The 19102-nt window shown below is 46.3% G+C and carries 18 protein-coding genes; 9 read left to right on the forward strand and 9 right to left on the reverse strand.

Going from position 1 to position 19102, the window contains the following annotated elements:
• Window positions 1–15 precede the first annotated feature (15 nt).
• Together OH463_RS21990 and efp are read right to left on the reverse strand one after the other, a co-directional pair.
• Window positions 16–1419 (reverse strand): SPFH domain-containing protein, encoded by a 1404-nt coding sequence (locus OH463_RS21990; RefSeq protein ID WP_005425046.1) that lies wholly within the window; start codon window positions 1417–1419, stop codon window positions 16–18.
• Between the two features lie 273 nt (window positions 1420–1692).
• Window positions 1693–2259 carry an elongation factor P gene (gene efp, locus OH463_RS21995; protein WP_005425036.1) on the reverse strand — a complete coding sequence of 189 codons (567 nt, stop codon included), beginning with the start codon at window positions 2257–2259 and terminating at the stop codon, window positions 1693–1695.
• A 32-nt stretch (window positions 2260–2291) separates the two neighbouring features.
• Here efp and epmB point away from each other — a divergent pair, with 32 nt between their 5' ends.
• Window positions 2292–3314, forward strand: a complete 1023-nt coding sequence (gene epmB / locus OH463_RS22000) for an EF-P beta-lysylation protein EpmB (RefSeq protein ID WP_009698894.1) — start codon at window positions 2292–2294, stop codon at window positions 3312–3314.
• A 94-nt stretch (window positions 3315–3408) separates the two neighbouring features.
• Complete coding sequence (locus OH463_RS22005) at window positions 3409–3906, forward strand: MgtC/SapB family protein (RefSeq protein ID WP_005425045.1); 498 nt, start codon at window positions 3409–3411, stop codon at window positions 3904–3906.
• 76 nt (window positions 3907–3982) lie between these two features.
• Here OH463_RS22005 and OH463_RS22010 read toward each other — a convergent pair whose 3' ends face one another.
• The 3 genes from OH463_RS22010 to OH463_RS22020 all read right to left on the reverse strand — a co-directional run bounded on the left by OH463_RS22010 (window position 3983) and on the right by OH463_RS22020 (window position 7031).
• A complete protein-coding gene (locus OH463_RS22010; RefSeq protein ID WP_005448292.1) occupies window positions 3983–4546 on the reverse strand; it encodes a VC2662 family protein in 564 nt (187 codons plus the stop codon).
• Between the two features lie 473 nt (window positions 4547–5019).
• Window positions 5020–6666, reverse strand: a complete 1647-nt coding sequence (gene groL / locus OH463_RS22015; RefSeq protein WP_009698895.1) for a chaperonin GroEL — start codon at window positions 6664–6666, stop codon at window positions 5020–5022.
• 74 nt (window positions 6667–6740) lie between these two features.
• A complete protein-coding gene (locus tag OH463_RS22020; protein ID WP_005448290.1) occupies window positions 6741–7031 on the reverse strand; it encodes a co-chaperone GroES in 291 nt (96 codons plus the stop codon).
• A gap of 229 nt (window positions 7032–7260) precedes the next feature.
• Between OH463_RS22020 and OH463_RS22025 the strand changes: the two genes are divergently transcribed.
• Complete coding sequence (locus OH463_RS22025) at window positions 7261–8640, forward strand: MATE family efflux transporter (protein ID WP_005448289.1); 1380 nt, start codon at window positions 7261–7263, stop codon at window positions 8638–8640.
• A 112-nt stretch (window positions 8641–8752) separates the two neighbouring features.
• On the opposite strand, the gene pfkA is transcribed toward OH463_RS22025, so the two are convergent.
• The 3 genes from pfkA to OH463_RS22040 all read right to left on the reverse strand — a co-directional run bounded on the left by pfkA (window position 8753) and on the right by OH463_RS22040 (window position 11541).
• Complete coding sequence (pfkA, locus tag OH463_RS22030; protein WP_005448288.1) at window positions 8753–9715, reverse strand: 6-phosphofructokinase; 963 nt, start codon at window positions 9713–9715, stop codon at window positions 8753–8755.
• A gap of 284 nt (window positions 9716–9999) precedes the next feature.
• The gene (fieF, locus tag OH463_RS22035) at window positions 10000–10908 is read right to left on the reverse strand and encodes a CDF family cation-efflux transporter FieF (RefSeq protein WP_005448287.1); all 909 of its coding nucleotides are present in this window, start codon (window positions 10906–10908) and stop codon (window positions 10000–10002) included.
• A 123-nt stretch (window positions 10909–11031) separates the two neighbouring features.
• Entirely contained in the window at window positions 11032–11541 is a 510-nt protein-coding gene (locus tag OH463_RS22040; RefSeq protein WP_005448285.1) for a CpxP family protein, read from the reverse strand.
• Window positions 11542–11732: 191 nt separating this feature from the next.
• Between OH463_RS22040 and OH463_RS22045 the strand changes: the two genes are divergently transcribed.
• From OH463_RS22045 to trmL, 4 genes are all read left to right on the forward strand, one after another.
• Window positions 11733–12422 carry a response regulator gene (locus OH463_RS22045; RefSeq protein WP_005448283.1) on the forward strand — a complete coding sequence of 230 codons (690 nt, stop codon included), beginning with the start codon at window positions 11733–11735 and terminating at the stop codon, window positions 12420–12422.
• Window positions 12422–13825 carry an envelope stress sensor histidine kinase CpxA gene (gene cpxA, locus OH463_RS22050; RefSeq protein ID WP_029789519.1) on the forward strand — a complete coding sequence of 468 codons (1404 nt, stop codon included), beginning with the start codon at window positions 12422–12424 and terminating at the stop codon, window positions 13823–13825. The genes OH463_RS22045 and cpxA overlap by 1 nt, the downstream gene beginning before the upstream one ends.
• 72 nt (window positions 13826–13897) lie before the next feature.
• Window positions 13898–14506: a superoxide dismutase gene (locus tag OH463_RS22055; protein WP_029789520.1), complete on the forward strand. Its 609-nt coding sequence runs from the start codon at window positions 13898–13900 to the stop codon at window positions 14504–14506.
• A 130-nt stretch (window positions 14507–14636) separates the two neighbouring features.
• A complete protein-coding gene (gene trmL, locus OH463_RS22060; protein ID WP_005440442.1) occupies window positions 14637–15116 on the forward strand; it encodes a tRNA (uridine(34)/cytosine(34)/5-carboxymethylaminomethyluridine(34)-2'-O)-methyltransferase TrmL in 480 nt (159 codons plus the stop codon).
• Window positions 15117–15186: 70 nt separating this feature from the next.
• Here trmL and OH463_RS22065 read toward each other — a convergent pair whose 3' ends face one another.
• Window positions 15187–15705 carry an FxsA family protein gene (locus OH463_RS22065; RefSeq protein ID WP_005448278.1) on the reverse strand — a complete coding sequence of 173 codons (519 nt, stop codon included), beginning with the start codon at window positions 15703–15705 and terminating at the stop codon, window positions 15187–15189.
• A gap of 424 nt (window positions 15706–16129) precedes the next feature.
• Between OH463_RS22065 and aspA the strand changes: the two genes are divergently transcribed.
• Both aspA and OH463_RS22075 read left to right on the forward strand, forming a co-directional pair.
• A complete protein-coding gene (aspA, locus tag OH463_RS22070; protein WP_005428778.1) occupies window positions 16130–17581 on the forward strand; it encodes an aspartate ammonia-lyase in 1452 nt (483 codons plus the stop codon).
• Between the two features lie 178 nt (window positions 17582–17759).
• The gene (locus tag OH463_RS22075; RefSeq protein WP_005448277.1) at window positions 17760–19067 is read left to right on the forward strand and encodes an anaerobic C4-dicarboxylate transporter; all 1308 of its coding nucleotides are present in this window, start codon (window positions 17760–17762) and stop codon (window positions 19065–19067) included.
• Window positions 19068–19102 lie beyond the last annotated feature (35 nt).

The following is a 19102-nucleotide window of genomic DNA, read 5'->3' on the forward strand; positions in this document are numbered from 1 at the left end:
TGACCACCAATGATCTTATTGCTGTGTGACCTTCTTAGTTTGGTCCATTAAGCCCAACGCGCCAAAGCCAGTAATCACATCAAGGTTGGTTTTAAGACCTGTTTCTTCACCACCACCAATGTAGTTTTGTGGCATCTGCACTTGGAAGTTTTGTAGGTTGTTGTACAGCGAGTTCGCCACGTCTCGATTCAACTCGGCCAAGTACACTTCTCGGTTTGCACCCAGTGCCGCATACTTCGCTTTCAAGACTTCCGCTTCTGCACGACCTTTTTCAAGAATCGCTTTTGCTTCAAATTCCGCAGACAAAGCATTGGCTTTTTGAATCGCTAGGTTAGCTTCCGCTACTGCTAGCTCTTTCTCTTTTTCCACCTCAGCCAGTCGCTTAGTTTTCTCTACTTCAACAATTTCACGCTCCGCAATTTGACGCGCAACTTCGACTTCTTTTTGCTGTGCGATGATCGCGAGCTCTTTGCTACGCTGAGCATCTTGTACTTCACGAGTACGTTGAATCTCTTTACGTAACTGCTCAGTCTCTGCCTGTGCTTTGGAGGTCTCTTGCTCCTGAATCGCACGAATACGGTCGGCAACTAGACGCTTCTTATCTGCCAACAACTGATCAAGCTGTTTCTCTGGCTGCGGGTCACCGATGGTCACCTGCGTCACTTGAATACCGTATTGCTGTAGCGGGTTATCCTGTCGGATTGGTTGCCCAGTTCCATCCACAACCGGAACCGTCTTCCACACCAATTGGTTAGTGCGTTGCAGTTGGTTCGCATTCGATTGGTTAGCACCTACTGGAGCAAGGTCTAGCTCTTCCACTTCTACCTGACGACGCTCAGTCAGATAAATGCCTTCACGCAGTTGATCACCCAGTTTGGATTTGAACTGGTTCAAACCACCTTGGAAGAACTCTTCCCCCGTGTACTGGGTCGCGGTAATCACTGTCACGTTACGTGCGTTCTTCACCAACAGGGCATCGATAAGGTTGCTGTTGTTGCGGAACTCTTTGTGCATCTTCTTAACCGCTTCAGGATCATTGCTGAGCTTAAAGCGGAATGTCACCGGAATTTGACCAATGTAGGTATCGGCAAAGCGAACCTGCACCGCATCAAGGCGTTGATAAAAATCCTCGCCCTTGCTGTTACCAAATGACACGGTGATCACTTGGTCATACTTGGTGATCTTAGACAGGAACGGCATACGAAAATGAATGCCCGGCTCCGTGAATACATCCAATTCACCGGTGATGTTGTTCTGATGCACATAGCTGTAACCCGCATCGGTCATTAGCACTGAGCTGTTAATTGTTAAGCCTATGGCCAGCAGCGGGATACCAAATACGGCTGCTTTCAATCCTTTATGTAGTAACTGACGTCTCTCTTCCACTTTTAAACCTCTTCCTAAGCCTCTGCTTTCCATTTTGTTCTCCTTTTTAGGTTGTCATTGAGTTAAATCGATAAAAATCAAATTGCTATACAACTCGCTGACAACGAGGACTAATGTATCAAATTGTGACATTAAGAAATAATCGAAAGATTCATGAAATAAATAAGATTTTTACGAATAATACAAAATCATTTAAAATTTGCGGAGGATATCGATGTTTTGCACAGAAGCATTAAAAGGAGGGGAATTGCAGACAATAAAAAAGGCCGCCGAAGCGACCTTTTTCATCAAATACGTTTGAGTGAATTACTTCACACGACCTACGTATTCAGCAGTACGAGTGTCAACTTTGATCACTTCACCGATTGCGATGAATAGTGGAACACGTACAACAGCGCCAGTTGATAGCGTAGCTGGTTTACCACCTGTGCCTTGAGTATCACCTTTCAGACCTGGATCTGTATCTGTAACTTCTAGCTCAACGAAGTTTGGTGGAGTAACAGTAATTGGGTTACCGTTCCAAAGCGTGATCATACAAGTGTTGTTTTCTACCAACCACTTAGCGTTGTCGCCAACTGCTTTCGCGTCTGCAGCGATCTGCTCGAAAGTTTCGTTGTTCATAAAGTGGTAGAATTCGCCGTCTGAATATAGATAATCTAGGTCGATATCCATTACGTCTGCCACTTCACAAGTGTCACCAGACTTGAATGTTTTCTCTAGCACTTTACCAGAAAGAAGTTTACGAATTTTAACGCGGTTGAACGCTTGGCCTTTACCTGGTTTAACGTATTCGTTTTCCAGAATTACACAAGGCTCGTTATCAAGCATTAACTTAAGGCCGCCTTTAAATTCATTGGTGCTAACTGTAGCCATTTTTTCCTCTTACATTCTTAGAGCTAAATTCAATGCCGCACATAATAACCCGAAAAGTCGAATCTGTTGAGCAAAACTGGCTCAAACAGTTAGCGAATGGGATCTCTGATCCTGCAAAATTGCTGGAAATGTTGGAAATTGATCCATCGCCATGGCTGGACGGGTTTGCTGCGCGCAAGCTGTTTGCACAGCGTGTACCGCAAAGTTTTGTCGATAGGATGGAAAAAGGCAATCCTTACGATCCACTTTTACGCCAAGTATTACCTTTGAGCGAAGAATTTGAGGTCCATGAAGGCTATTCCAATGATCCGCTAGAAGAGCAAGACAATGACATTCCGGGATTGCTGCACAAGTATCGCAACCGCGCCTTGATGATTGTGAAAGGCGGCTGTGCGGTAAATTGCCGTTACTGCTTCCGCCGCCACTTCCCTTATCAAGAAAACAAAAGCGGCAAGCAAGCATGGACTAAGTGCCTTGAGTACATGGCACAACAACCTGAGCTAAACGAAGTGATCTTCTCTGGTGGCGATCCTTTGATGGCAAAAGACGATGAGATCCACTGGCTATTGGAGCACATCGCACAAATTCCACATATCAAACGCCTGCGTATTCACAGCCGTTTGCCTGTCGTGATTCCTGCTCGTATTACTGATGAGCTATGTCACCTACTTCGCGCTTCTCGTCTGCAAATCATCTTGGTGACTCATATCAACCACGCCAACGAAATCAACGCTGAGTTTGCCGCTCAAATGGCGAAGTTGAAGCAGGCTGGCGTTACCTTGCTAAACCAGGGGGTACTGCTGAAAGACGTTAACAACAGCGTTGAAGCACAAGTTGCACTGAACGAAGCGTTATTTGATGCTGGCATTTTGCCTTACTACTTGCACGTTTTAGATAAAGTCCAAGGCGCGGCACACTACTTTGTTTCCGATGAAGAAGCGAAAGAGCTCATGCGTGGCGTAATCACGCGAGTGTCTGGATATTTAGTGCCTAAATTGACCCGTGAAATTGGTGGTCGACCAAGTAAAACACCACTGGATCTGCATCTAGAGTAAGTTGCTTGCCGTATAAAGATTGTCGTTACGAGTAAAAGCTTTTGTTCGCTCAGGCGGTCTTATCTATGCATACTCCGCAAATTTGGAGGTTAAGATGCAAGCAACTTTTGAACACTATTTCGATCTTGGCCCATTCAGTTGGGCGGCATTACTTTGCTGCGCAATCAATGGTTTGATGATTGGCATTGAGCGTCAAACTCGAGGTAAACCCGTTGGTATTCGTACTGCAATTCTCGTCATATCAGGTACTTACCTATTTATGTCAATGGCGGTTTCACTTTCACCAAACACGTTAGACCAAGCTCGTGTTCTTGGGCAGATCATTACTGGTGTTGGCTTTTTAGGTGCAGGTGTGATGATGACTCAAGACGGCAAAATCCACGGTGTGACTTCAGCAGCAGTAATTTGGGTATTGGCAGGCTTGGGCTTGATGATTGGCTTAGGTTACTTATCGCAGTCGATCATTATTACCGTGTTGGCATTGACCGTTTTGCTCGGTGTAGACCGGGCAGAAAACCGCGTTAAAGCTTTGCGCCGCGGTGTGCACCAGAAAATGCAGCAGCGAAAAACATCCACACGTTTGATCAAATAATCCATTCAATAAAAAGACCCTGACGTCTCGCCGGGGTCTTTTTGTATCTGGCATTTATCGTGGAAGGTCGCGGAACTTATTTCGCAAAGTTCACGATAGGGAAACACTTGAAGAAACCGTTGTCCGCACAGTTTAGAAGACCAATTTGAACACCATCGATTTGGTCAGTCATGTTGAAGACACCAAGCTGGAAGTTAGATTTTTTAGAGATACTTGCCAGACCAATGTCTGCCATTGTGTAACCTTCAGAGTAGTTCACCGCACTCCAGTTCAAACCTTTCACATTGTTTGTTACGTTCACTGCACCCAAGTTAACACCGTTCGTCTGACCTTGGTTCCAGTTAAATAGACCCAGAGAAGCACCTGTCATTTCTTGATTTACTTTTGATGCACCAAAGAAAAGACCGAAGTTCACACCGGTTGTACGATCTGTTTCAGACATACCAAGTAGAGAGAAATCGACACCTTTCACTTCGTTCACCTGACCGTGAAGAACAGCAAGACGCACACCACCAACTGAAGAGTTAGAAGGCGCGTTCGTGTTGTCGATTGTAGAGAACATAACTGGTGAGCTGTCAGCAAGAGCAACAGGTGAAGCGATAACGGCTGCAACAGCCAGTGACGTCATTAGCTTTTTCATTTTCATCTCCATGGGGATTTGTCTTTTACAACATAGTGTAGTGTTCAGAGTTTGCGCTATTTTTAGTTGATGAATGTTAGCGCTAAGTCATATTTAACTGAGTGAATATTTAACCCAATAATTCACACGCATTATTTATCCGCTTTTTTCCTAAACTCTGATGATTAGTAACCACTCAATTTCGAGTGTTTCCGTCAATGTTCTCAGCACTCAGCTCAATCCAATAACACCTTGCTCTGCTATGTCTAACGAAGAAGAATCAGAATTTCCCTACAACTCAATCTCACCCACAAACAGCCTCAATTCACAAACATAAAAAAGCCGAGGCATTCACCTCGGCTTCCTAGTTTGGTTTGGTCGGTTGTCTTTAAGCTATAACGTCTTAGAGCAAAGAGAAAGCGCGGAGTTTACGCACGTAAATGGGCACTTTCGATGCAGCTATAAGGCGTTAGAGCGACAAGACAAGCAGCAAATTACATCATGCCGCCCATACCACCCATACCGCCCATACCACCCATGTCAGGCATACCTGCGCCTTCTTTTTGTGGTAGGTCAGTAACCATCGCTTCAGTTGTGATCATTAGACCTGCAACTGATGCTGCAAATTGTAGAGCAGAACGCGTTACTTTAGTTGGGTCTAGGATACCCATCTCTAGCATGTCGCCGTACTCGCCTGTTGCTGCGTTGTAGCCGTAAGAACCTTCACCTGCTTTCACGTTGTTCGCTACTACTGACTCTTCATCACCCGCGTTCTTCGTGATTTGACGGATTGGCGCTTCCATTGCACGTAGTGCAACGCGGATACCAACGTTTTGCTCTTCGTTGTCGCCTTCTAGGTCAACAATCTTAGATGCTGCACGGATTAGTGCTACACCACCACCAGCAACAACGCCTTCTTCAACCGCTGCGCGAGTTGCATGCAGTGCATCTTCTACGCGGTCTTTCTTCTCTTTCATCTCAACTTCAGTTGCTGCACCAACTTTGATTACTGCAACACCGCCTGCTAGCTTAGCAACGCGCTCTTGTAGTTTCTCTTTGTCGTAGTCTGAAGTTGCATCTTCGATTTGCTGACGGATTTGAGCAACACGACCTTGGATCATTGCTTCTTCACCCACGCCATCGATGATGGTTGTGTTTTCTTTTGTGATTGCAACGCGCTTCGCCTGACCTAGGTCTTCTAGTGCTACTTTTTCTAGCTCTAGACCAACTTCTTCAGAAATCACGATACCGCCAGTTAGGATAGCGATGTCTTGTAGCATTGCTTTACGACGGTCACCGAAACCAGGCGCTTTCACAGCTGCAACTTTCACGATGCCGCGCATGTTGTTCACAACAAGTGTTGCTAGTGCTTCACCTTCTACGTCTTCAGCGATGATAAGTAGTGGGCGAGATGCTTTTGCTACTGCCTCTAGTGCTGGAAGAAGTTCACGGATGTTCGATACTTTCTTATCGATCAGAAGGATGAATGGGTTTTCTAGATCAACAGAACCTGCTTCTTGGTTGTTGATGAAGTAAGGAGATAGGTAACCGCGGTCGAACTGCATACCTTCAACTACATCTAGCTCATCTTGTAGTGCTTGACCTTCTTCAACAGTGATAACACCGTCGCGACCAACTTTTTCCATTGCTTCAGCAATGATGTTACCTACGCTTGAGTCAGAGTTCGCAGAGATAGTACCAACCTGTGCGATTGCTTTGGTGTCGTTACACTCAACAGATAGCTCTTTTAGTTGCTCAACTGCTGCGATAACTGCTTTGTCGATACCGCGCTTAAGGTCCATTGGGTTCATACCCGCTGCTACTGCTTTTAGACCTTCATTTACGATTGCTTGCGCTAGTACGGTTGCTGTTGTTGTACCGTCACCCGCTGCGTCGTTTGCTTTAGACGCAACTTCTTTAACCATTTGTGCGCCCATGTTCTGGAATTTATCTTCCAGTTCAATTTCACGCGCTACTGATACACCATCTTTAGTGATAGTTGGTGCACCAAAAGATTTGTCTAGAACTACGTTACGACCTTTAGGACCCAGTGTTACTTTTACTGCGTCAGCTAGAACGTTTACGCCTTCTAGCATTTTAACTCGTGCGTCATTACCAAATTTAACGTCTTTAGCAGCCATCTTTGATTTCCTTTCTAAATTCTGTTTTCGATTTCGTTTTTGAATCAGAGCAAAAAATTACTCAACGATTGCTATTAGTCGACAATAGCCATGATGTCGTTTTCAGACATTACTAGCACTTCTTTACCGTCGATTTTTTCAGTTTTAGTACCGTAACCTTCAGCGAAGATAACAGTATCACCAACTTTAACGTCCAGCGGTAGCACTGTGCCGTTCTCTAGGATGCGGCCTTTACCCACAGCTAGAACAACACCGCGAGTCGATTTTTCCGCAGCAGAACCAGTTAAAACGATGCCACCAGCTGACTTTGATTCAACTTCTTTACGTTCAACGATAACTCGGTCATGTAATGGACGAATGTTCATCGGTCGTCTCTCCTGAAAATTTCCATGTTTATTTGATAATTGCCCGCGCAGGGGCACGTGATCACTATATAAGGGGCAAAGCTAAGGATCCCAAGGGGTAGACGTGAATTTTTTGTGACTTAGTTAAAATAACCGGCAGCTAAGCAACGGTTTGCGCGCGAAATGCTCACTCGCCGAGGCAACGGCTTTCTTGTATCCTTGCCCTTCCCTCACCAGATAGATGTCAAAAATGCTGGAAAAGAATAAGCCGGACAATCAGACTCAAGACAAGCATGGTTTGTTGACCGCGCCCATTCCTGACACCTTACGCAAAATGACCGTCCCCATGACCATGGGCATGATCGCGATTTTGATGTTTAACTTGGTCGATACCTTTTTCATCTCGCTATTGGGTACCGAAGCGCTCGCGGCAATCAGTTATACCTTCCCAGTAACCTTTGCTGTGAACTGCATCACTATGGGCATTGGTATGGGTCTGTCGACCAATATCGGTCGCCTGTTGGGTCAAGGAGAGTCTTCTCAAGCAGCACGTTTTACTAGCCATGGTTTATTACTGGCAGTTGCTCTAGTTACGATTGCTTCAACGCTAGGTTTGTTTACCATCGAGCCATTATTCAGCTTCCTTGGCGCAAAAGAAGATTCCATTCCACTGATCAAGCAGTACATGCAAGTCTGGTATCTGACAATTCCCCTGCTGGTGATCCCAATGGCAGGCAATAGCGCTATTCGGGCGACTGGTGATACCAAGACTCCGGCGAAGATAATGATGCTCGCTGGATTGATTAACGGCATACTCGATCCATTACTCATCTTTGGCTACGGTCCTTTTCCTGAGCTCGGCATTCAAGGCGCTGCGATTGCTAGTGCATTCAGTTGGTTTGGTGCTTTGTGCGGTTCTTTCTATGTATTGATCAAACGCGAAAAGCTGCTTGCGGCCCCACAATGGCAGTGCATCAAACAAGATTGGCAACAAACGCTCAAGATCGGTACGCCCGCTGCTCTCTCGAATGCGATGACGCCGCTATCTGGTGCGATTCTGATGATGATTTTGTCTCACCATGGCACCGCAGCGGTTGCCGCTTATGGCGCTGCGCAGCGAATTGAGTCGATCTTGATTTTGGTGTTGATGTCACTGACTTCTGCACTCACCCCGTTTATGGCGCAAAACTTTGGGGCTAATAACCCTGCTCGTGCATTCGCTGGCTGGTTCCTGAGCATGCGCTTTGCGGTGGTGTTCCAAGGCTTTATCTTTTTGATGATGGTGCCCCTTAGCATTCCTCTCGCAGCACTCTTCTCCCAAGAAGCGGCAGTAAAAGACTTGCTGTGGCATTACCTCTTAGTCGTGCCGTTTAGCTATGGTTTCCAAGGTATTGTGATGATGCTGGTGAGTGGCTATAACGCGATGCACAAACCGCTGCGCGCCTTTCAATGGAGCTTTATGCGCTTGTTCGTCTTTACGCTGCCAGCGGCATGGATTGGCAGTCAGCTTTATAGCATCGAAGGTTTGTTCATTGGTATTGCTCTGGGTAACACACTAGGTGGTTTGCTAGGGTATCTCTTTGCCCTGCGCGAGCGTCGTATCACATTAGCAGAGCACGCGAGCTCTTAGTTCCGCATAAAGCCAGTTTCAATCTCAGACGGACTTCAGCTTAGACAAGTTTCGGATAATAAAAAACCGCGGATAACCGCGGTTTTTTAGGTTTTGACTTTATCAAGCAGGCTTAGAATAGCTCTTCAGCAACTTGGTATAGGTCGTTGCGTACAGGACGCTTCATGTTCTCGATAGCATCGATGATGTCGTGGTGAACCAGTTGCTCTTTCACGATACCAACACAACGACCGCCGTGGCCTTCCATTAGTAGGTGAACAGCATAGTTACCCATGCGAGACGCTAGAACGCGGTCAAATGCAGTTGGACGACCACCACGTTGGATGTGACCAAGAACCGTTGCACGAGTCTCACGACCTGTTGCCGCTTCGATCTCTTTCGCTAGTTCGTTTGCATCCATCATCAGCTCAGTTAGCGCGATGATTGCGTGCTTCTTACCTTTAGAGATACCGTCTTGGATGTTACCAATCAGCTTCTCTTTATCTAGACCAGTTTCTGGAGTAATGATGTACTCACAGCCACCTGCGATTGCAGACATCAGAGTTAGGTCACCACAGTGACGACCCATGATTTCTACGATAGAAATACGCTGGTGAGAAGAAGACGTGTCGCGTAGACGGTCGATTGCGTCGATAACTGTGTTTAGCGCTGTTAGGTAACCGATTGTGTAATCTGTACCTGCGATATCGTTATCGATTGTGCCTGGTAGACCGATACATGGGTAACCCATCTCAGTCAGTTTCTTAGCACCCATGTAAGAACCGTCACCACCGATAACAACTAGTGCATCGATACCGTGCTTTTTAAGGTTCTCAATCGCTTGTTCGCGTACTGCCACTTCCTTGAATTCAGGGAAACGTGCAGAACCTAGGAATGTACCACCCTTGTTGATCACATCAGAAACGCTAGAACGATCTAACCTTTCGATGCGGTCTTCGTAAAGACCTAGGTAGCCATCGTAAACACCGTAAACTTCCAATCCCTCAGATAGTGCTGTACGAACTACGCCGCGTACTGCAGCGTTCATACCAGGTGCGTCACCGCCACTTGTTAAAACACCGATCTTCTTAATCATGCTCACCCTCGATCTTTGGCAATCAATTATTTAATTTTCTTTTAGGCCCCTTGTTACCAAGCAACCTGCATAATCCAGAACTGTGCGTTATGTTACATTTCCTCTACAGGAATACCAATGAAAACACACTTTTTTATGTAACTTTTCTACTTATGTAAGAGTATTACAGTTTCTCTTTGCAACTTCGTTGATTCACATCAGGATCACGATTCTTAATAAGTAGTGATGGAAAGATAGTCAATAAGCGCCTATTTGTCGTCAGGCACAGCCTGATTTTTCGACCGTTACCAATCTTGCGCCTTCTGGTCTCTTTCTGGACCAAACACCACTGACAATGGATCTTGATGGATCAGCACATCCGCTTCCGGGAACAGCTCAAGTAGATTATCTTCTACTTTATCGGCAATGTGATGGGCCTCGATCAAACGTAAGTTATCATCCAATTCTAAGTGCAGTTGGATAAAGCGCGTTGGACCAGACATCCGTGTACGTAACTGATGCACACCCAATACCCCTTCCACTTTTAAGCACTCTTGACGAATCTGTTCCAACTCTTCATCTGGCAGCTTTCTATCCAACAAGGTCTGAATCGCTTCGCTGACCATCTTGAATGCGCTGTATAAAATAAAGATACCAATACCCACCGCAAACACTGCATCGGCTTGCGTGACACCAAAGTAACTCAAACCTAATGCCACCATAATGGCACCATTCATATACAGGTCTGTTTGGTAATGCAGTGAGTCGGCGGCGATCGCCTGACTGCCCGTCACACGCACGACATGCTTTTGGAACATCACAAGTCCAAAAGTGACCACCATAGCAAATAGAGAAACGTAAACACCGAGCTCTGGAGCGTTTAATTCATGTGGGCGGAAGAAGCGCTCGACACCGTTCAGGATCAAGAACACCGCTGAACCAGAAATAAACATCGCTTGTGCCAGCGCCGCCAACGACTCGGCTTTACCGTGACCAAAAGTATGTTCTCTGTCGGCAGGTTGTAGGGAATAGCGCACCACAATGAGGTTCACCACCGAAGCGGCGATATCCAGCATGGAGTCAATTAAAGAGGCAAGTAAGCTGACTGACCCCGTCACCCACCAAGTGATGACTTTGACAATCAAAAGAAGCGTCGCAACGATGGTTGCCGTCCAAGCTGCCATCGTCACTAAACGTGCGTATTGCTGTTTCATAATCAAATAGTTAACTCAAACCGTGCTTTGAGTATACCTTGAGAATGACTTAATGAGTATGAAATCGCCAAGATCAAAAAGAGGCAGCACTCTGGCTACCTCTCTTACATTATCTTTCAGCGATTAGCTGTTGTGGTGCTTTTCCATGCGTTTTTGCATTTTTTCGCCACACTTTTGTTGACGCTCTTTTTGTAGCTCAACAAATTTTGTTTTTTGCTCAGGAGTCAGAACACTCAGCATTTGGTGCTTTTTCTCCATCATCTTAACGCGACGCTCAGTTTGCTTCTCAACCATCTCTTTTGCTAGGTCGTTTGCCGCTGCTGCATCGAAGTTATCAGCCAATAGCAGTGCTTGAACCTTTTCGTGGTGCGCTTGACGCTCAGCCATACGTGCTTCTTTACCATCCGCGAATTTTGCTTTCATTTCCGCTTTGTTCGCTTCACGCATTTCTTTTAGTTGGTCTTTTTGTGCATCAGTTAGGTCTAGTTGACGCATGATACCGCGGTCCATACCCATACCACACTCACCGCGATGACCTTTGTGGTCTTTACCGCCAAATGCGAATGCACTCGCTGTACCTAGAGTTAGAGGTAGAACAACAGCCGCTAGTACCAGTTTCTTTGCAGTTTTCATAATACGATTCCTTACACAGGTTAGTGATTCTTCTGAGCTGTTCTCACAGCGCTTGAGTGTAGAATACGACCTACTAGGTAAAGCGACGTATAGAGACCGTAAAGAATCGTAAAGAGTGATTTTTACACTCATTCTTCACCGTCATTACCATGTAATATTAAAACAACTACGAATGATAAATAGGTACTCATATGGCGAACATTCTTTTGATTGATGACGATACCGAGCTAACCAGCCTACTTAAGGAAGTGCTGAGCTTCGAAGGTTTTAACGTCAACGAAGCCAACGATGGAGAAGCTGGTCTCGCGGCAGTCACTGACGAAATCGACCTTATTCTGCTCGATGTCATGATGCCAAAACTCAATGGAATGGAAACCTTAAAGCGCCTGCGTGAAAACTGGGAAACGCCTGTTCTAATGCTGACAGCTAAAGGCGAAGAAATCGATCGCGTGATCGGTCTTGAACTGGGTGCGGATGATTACCTGCCAAAACCATTCAGCGACCGCGAACTACTGGCACGTATCCGAGCAATTTTACGCCGCACAAGCAGCACTCAAAAGAGCACTAAAAACGGCGACTGCATTGAGTATCAAGAAATCAAACTCTATCCAGGCAAACAGGAAGCCTATTGTGAAGAGGTTCTGCTGGATTTAACGACCACAGAGTTCGCCTTGTTGACTCACTTTGTACAAAATCCGGGGCAAGTCCTCACTAAAGAAACCCTGAGTCTTGACGTGCTTGGTAAGCGCCTTGCAGCCTTTGACCGCGCGATCGATATGCACGTGTCCAACCTACGGAAGAAACTGCCAGATCAGAGTAACGGTAAGCCACGCATTAAAACCCTACGAGGGCGCGGCTACATGTTGATTGAGGAGGATTAATGCGAGCACCACGCTTCAAACTACCGAAGATAAACAGCTTGTATGGACGCATCTTTGCCATCTTCTGGTTCACCATGTTTTTGGTTCTGATGGCTGTGCTGTCACTACCTCATCTTGATCCACGGAAAGCGCGCGACATTCCAAAAGAGCATTATCAACGTATGCTTGAAATACGTGACGGTATTGAGAAGAAGTATCGCAACCAAGATAACCTCGGCAAAATCTTATTTAGCCTTGAAGGACAACGACGCAGCAAGCATGACCCACGTCCAAGGATCTTCTTTTCCGATCACGAAGGGAATGTCTTAAGCACCTCGAGCCACAAAGACTTTAAGCTGCGTGCACTGCAAAATTTTGTCACCAGTATTGAAGATCAGTCACAGCCGAAACAAAAACTCTACGGTCGTTACATGATTGCAGGTCCAGTGCCAATCAATGTCGCTAATTCAGAGCTACTGATGTACGTCGGCTTTAAGTGGAACGAGCCGCCACCAATCATGTTACGCCTGTTTGACCACCCATTGCAGTTGCTGCTCGCCGTTATGTTGGTGAGTACACCGCTATTATTATGGTTAGCATGGGCATTGAGCCAACCAGCTCGACGATTGGAAACCGCAGCACAACGCGTTGCTAAAGGTGAGTTTGTCATCGATCCGAATCTAGAGAAAGGCACCACCGAGTTTCGCCAAGCAGGTACGAGCTTCAACCAAATGGTCGAGGCTGTGAATCAAATGATTTCTGGTCAGCAGCGTTTACTCTCAGACATCTCACACGAGCTGCGTTCCCCACTCACTCGCCTGCGTATGGCAAGTGCGTTGGCGACTCGTAAACAAGGTGAAAGCCCAGAGCTAACTCGTATTGATACCGAAGCGCAGCGCTTAGAGCAGATGATTGCCGAGCTGCTTGAACTGTCGCGCATGCAGGTAAACAGTCACATGACGCGCGAGACTCAGCCAATTGTCAGCTTATGGGAAGAGATCATCAAAGACGCGCAGTTTGAAGCCGAGCAAATGGGTAAAACCCTTAGCTATTCAACCTTACCGGATCGCAGTATCTCTGGTAATCCTAAATTGTTGATGAGCGCGGTAGAAAATATCATCCGCAACGCGATTTACTACGGCAAAGATGAAGTAAGAATCGACATTCAGGATTCATTCGATACCCTCAGCATCGTGGTTGACGACAATGGGGAAGGCGTACCTGACGAAGAATTGGAAGCAATTTTCCGCCCGTTTTACCGTGTATCTACAGCACGAGATCGCCATTCAGGTGGTACTGGCTTAGGATTAACCATCACCGACAGTGCGATTCGTCAGCACAGCGGTTCGATTGTTGCTAGCCGTAGCCCACTCGGCGGTTTACGTGTCACCATCACCCTACCATTGATCAGCGCAGGCAAATAACCTTACAAAGATCAAAGTTGATAATGATTTTCATTAACATTAAAGTAAATCCTCCATAAAGGAGGATTTACAATGTCGCACATTTTCCCAGAGCTTCCATACGAATACGATGCGTTAGAGCCGTACATCGATGCGAAAACAATGGAAGTTCACTACAGCAAACACCATAAAACTTATTACGACAAATTCATGGCTGCCGCAAAAGGCAGCGCTCTCGAGACCCAAAGCCTCGATGACATCTTCGCTTGCATTTCTCAACACAGTCCAGCTATCCGCAACAACGGTGGCGGCTATTACAATCACATCATTTACTGGAACTGCATGTCACCAAACGGTGGCGGTGAACCTCAAGGTGCTCTAGCGCAAGCCATCAACGACAAATATGGCGATTTCGAAAAGTTTAAAGATGAGTTCGCACAAGCTGCTATCAATACTTTCGGCTCTGGCTTTGCTTGGCTGGTCGTAAAAGATGGCGATATTCACATTACGTCAACGAGTAACCAAGACAACCCTCTAATGGACGTTGCCGCGGTACAAGGTGAACCAGTCCTAGCATTGGATGTGTGGGAACACGCATACTACATCAGCTACCAAAACCGTCGTCCTGAATACATCGACGCATGGTGGAATGTGGTCAACTGGCGCGCAGTGGAAGAGAACTACGCTCGCGCTCTGAGTTAATCTATCTAAATGAGGGCAACACACTGAAGTGGTTGCCCTCTTCTATTACCCGTCATTGTGTTGAATCTCGCTTCTCATGGTGACTTGGGTATATACTGCTCGCCTGTTTTGACCAATCTAATTCAATACCATGTTTGATATCGCTCTATACGAACCAGAAATCGCGCCGAACACCGGCAACATCATTCGCCTGTGTGCTAACTGTGGTGCGAATCTCCACCTGATTGAGCCGCTGGGTTTCGATCTAGAAGAGAAGAAAGTCCGCCGCGCAGGTTTGGATTACCACGATTTGGCTCGCGTGACGCGTCATAAAGATTATCAAGCATTCTTGGAATACTTAGAGAAAGAGAAACAAGGCAACTACCGTCTGTTTGCATGCACGACCAAAACCACAGGTCATCACGTCGATGCAAAATACCAAGAAGGCGATGTTTTGATGTTTGGTCCGGAAACGCGTGGTCTGCCAGCAGACGTGATCGATAGCCTGCCAATGGAGCAACGTATCCGCATTCCAATGATGCCGGACGCACGCAGCCTAAACCTATCTAATGCCGTAGCTATCATTGCGTTTGAAGCGTGGCGCCAGATGGGCTTTGAAGGCGCGTTGTAAGCACAGCAAATGACAGATACTAAAAAGGGCGCTGAATGCGCCCTTTTGCTTTTTTTACTTACCGATTGAATCAGTTGAGCTTGTTACGATCATTGTCGTCTTTACGCTCGTATTCACCTTCGAAGGTGTTGCCGTTATCCGATTGAGAATCAAATGGGTCACGACGGAACGGGTCTTGCTCAAATGGACCTTGATTTGAGAAGCCACCTTGGAAGCCGCCACCGTTCATGGTCTTCACCACCATCTTACTCATTAGGTATTTGGCAATTGCCGCTCGCGGTGCTGGCAATAATACCAACATACCCAATGCATCGGTCATGAAACCTGGGGTTAACAACAGCACACCGGCAACCGCCAGCATCACACCTTCAAAAATCTGTTGCGCTGGAAGCTCACCTTGCTCTAAGCGCCCTTGCACCGACATTAGCGTCTGGATGCCTTGGCTACGTACCAAAGACGCACCAACAAATGCAGTAATCAACACCAAAGCAATCGTAGGCCAGAGACCTAAGAAGCCTCCCACCTGAATAAATAGGCCGATTTCGATGATCGGGACGAAAATAAACGCCAATAATAAGATAGGAAACACATGCCCTCCTTTGTTGGATTCAGTGTAATGGCAAAAGCCTACTAAGCTCAAACGAATCGTTGTAAAAAAGCGTGTTCACCCTAGGGAGAATGCATTGTGCAAAAAGCGCTCTTTGAACAAAGGTGCATATACAAAAATTGATCGTTGAAAAGTGCTATTTTCGGACTCTTAAAATCCATGTTTGTCGAGGAAAAACATCTACCCATAAAGGGTTATTAATATCCCGTTCATACTTTGCAAATTATTGACGCATTAAAAGCGAAAAAGGTGATCCACTTACTATTTTTATGCGCTAGGTGCAGTATGATGTGCCACATAAGTCAGGACGGTTTTTCCAGCCAAAAACTCTGATGAATGGATTCTTGATTGCAGAAATGGCTAATAAATAACTTAAATATCAGAATTATTATCTAAGGATCCTGTTATGGCTACACTATCTGATGCTCCAAAGACAGCAAACCAAGCCACTCGTATTGAAGAAGATCTATTAGGCCAACGTCATGTCCCTGCCGATGCTTACTACGGCATCCACACACTTCGCGCTATCGAAAACTTCAACATTTCAAGCACTACCATCTCTGACGTACCTGAATTTGTGCGTGGCATGGTAATGACTAAGAAAGCCGCTGCACTAGCAAACAAAGAGCTAGGTGCGATTCCAAAAGACGTTGCTAACTACATTCTAGAAGCGTGTGATTTGATCCTTGAAACAGGTAAGTGCATGGATCAGTTCCCTTCAGACGTATTCCAAGGTGGCGCAGGCACGTCAGTTAACATGAACACAAACGAAGTTATCGCGAACGTTGCACTTGAACTGATGGGCAAGGAAAAAGGCCAATATGAGTTCATCAACCCGAACGATCACGTTAACAAGAGCCAATCAACAAACTGTGCGTACCCAACGGGCTTCCGTATCGCGGTTTACAACAGTGTTCATCAGTTGATGGAAGCGATCGAATACCTAAAAGGCGCATTCGAGCTTAAAGCACAAGAATTCAAAGATGTGTTGAAGATGGGTCGTACTCAGCTTCAAGACGCGGTTCCTATGACTGTAGGTCAAGAGTTCCACGCATGGGCAGTAACACTAAACGAAGAAATTCGTGCCCTAGATTACACATCTAAACTACTACTAGAAATCAACCTAGGGGCAACGGCAATCGGTACTGGTCTAAACGCACCAACTGGTTACCAAGCACTAGCAGTGAAACACCTAGCGGAAGTCACTGGCGTTGAAGTGGTTGCAGCAGAAGACCTAATCGAAGCAACCTCTGACTGTGGTGCCTACGTGATGACGCACGGTGCGCTGAAACGTCTAGCAGTGAAACTATCGAAGATCTGTAACGACCTTCGTCTACTTTCTTCTGGTCCACGTGCAGGTCTGAACGAACTGAACCTACCAGAAATGCAAGCAGGCTCTTCAATCATGCCAGCTAAAGTAAACCCAGTTATCCCTGAAGTAGTAAACCAAGTTTGCTTCAAAGTTCTAGGTAACGACAACACGGTTTCTTTCGCAGCAGAAGGCGGTCAGCTACAGCTTAACGTAATGGAACCAGTTATCGCACAAAGCGTGTTCGAGTCTATCTCTCTACTACACAACGCGTGTGTGAACCTACGTGACAAATGTATCGATGGCATCACTGTGAACAAAGAAGTTTGTGAGAACTACGTTTACAACTCTATCGGTATCGTAACTTACCTAAACCCATACATCGGTCACCACGAGGGCGATATTGTGGGTAAGATCTGTGCTGAAACAGGTAAGAGCGTACGTGATGTGGTTCTAGAACGCGGTTTATTAACTGCAGAAGAGCTAGATGACATCTTATCGGTTGAAAACTTCATGCATCCGACTTATAAGGCGAAACGCTACGAGTAATCGTATATGTAAAGGGGTCCCTAACGGGGCCCTTTTTTAGGCTCTGATACGGTTAACCACATTTTTTATGCGCTTTTTATTGCCGTAAGCCGATCAGGTTCTGATTTTCTGAACACTTACTCCTGTTCCTGAGTGCTCAAAAAATCAGAATCATTAAAAAACTAAAAGAGGTATCAATATGGTAATGGTCGAACTCTTCGTGGTTCTGCTCTTCATCTATTTGGGGGCAAGAATCGGTGGTATCGGCATTGGTTTTGCCGGTGGTGCTGGGGTAATTGCATTGTCTTTAATCCTAGGCGTACCGACAAGCCAAGCTTACATCCCTGTCGACGTAATCCTGATCATCATGTCTGTAATTACCGCTATCGCAGCAATGCAAGTGGCGGGTGGTTTGGACTGGATGGTTCAAGTTGCAGAAGACTTTTTGCGTAAACATCCCGAACGCATCACTTTTTACGCGCCTATCGTGACATTCCTAATGACACTGATGGCGGGTACAGGTCATACCGCTTTCTCTACTCTACCTGTAATTGCAGAAGTAGCAAAAGGTCAAGGCGTTCGCCCTTCTCGTCCACTGTCTATCGCGGTAGTTGCATCGCAAATCGCTATCACTGCATCGCCAATCTCAGCGGCAGTTGTAGCGTTCGCAGCAATGCTTCACCCATTCGGCGTTGACTACTTGACGCTACTAGCGATCTGTATCCCAACAACGTTCATCGCTTGTATGATCGGTGCATTCGTTGCGAACTTCATGGGTAGCGAACTTAAAGACGATCCTGAATACCAAGATCGTCTAGAGAAAGGTCTGATTAAGCTAAACACTGAATCTAAGCGCGAAATCCTGCCAACAGCGAAGAAAGCGACATTTATCTTCCTAGGTGCGATCGCATTCGTAGTGTGTTACGCAGCAGCAATCTCTGGCTCTGTTGGCCTTATCGAGAACCCTGCTCTAGGTCGTAACGAAGCAATCATGACAGTAATGCTCGCAGCTGCGGCAGCTATCGTAATGAGCTGCAAAATCGATGCTGGCAAAATCCCAGCAGCAGCGACATTCCGCTCTGGTATGACAGCGTGTGTGTGTGTTCTTGGTGTAGCATGGCTAGGTTCTACGTTCGTTAACGCGCACGTTGACGGCATCAAAGAAGTGGCTGGTGCGCTACTAGCAGACTACCCATGGATGCTAGCACTTGTTCTATTCTTTGCTTCAATGCTGCTTTACTCGCAAGGTGCAACTACCGTTGCGCTTATGCCAGCAGCACTAGCAATCGGTGTGGCGCCACTTACCGCAGTTGCGTCTTTCGCAGCAGTAAGTGCATTATTCGTACTACCTACCTATCCAACGCTGCTTGCGGCAGTTGAGATGGACGACACGGGTTCAACTCGTATCGGTAAATACGTATTCAACCACCCATTCTTTGTACCTGGTGTGGTAACCATCGCTTCTGCGGTAGCACTTGGCTTCGCATTCGGTGGTCTGCTGATCTAGTAGAAACAGAGTCTTACTCGGGGAGCTTCGGCTCC

This window comes from Vibrio sp. NFR (assembly GCF_027587095.1).
Taxonomy (GTDB): domain Bacteria; phylum Pseudomonadota; class Gammaproteobacteria; order Enterobacterales; family Vibrionaceae; genus Vibrio; species Vibrio harveyi.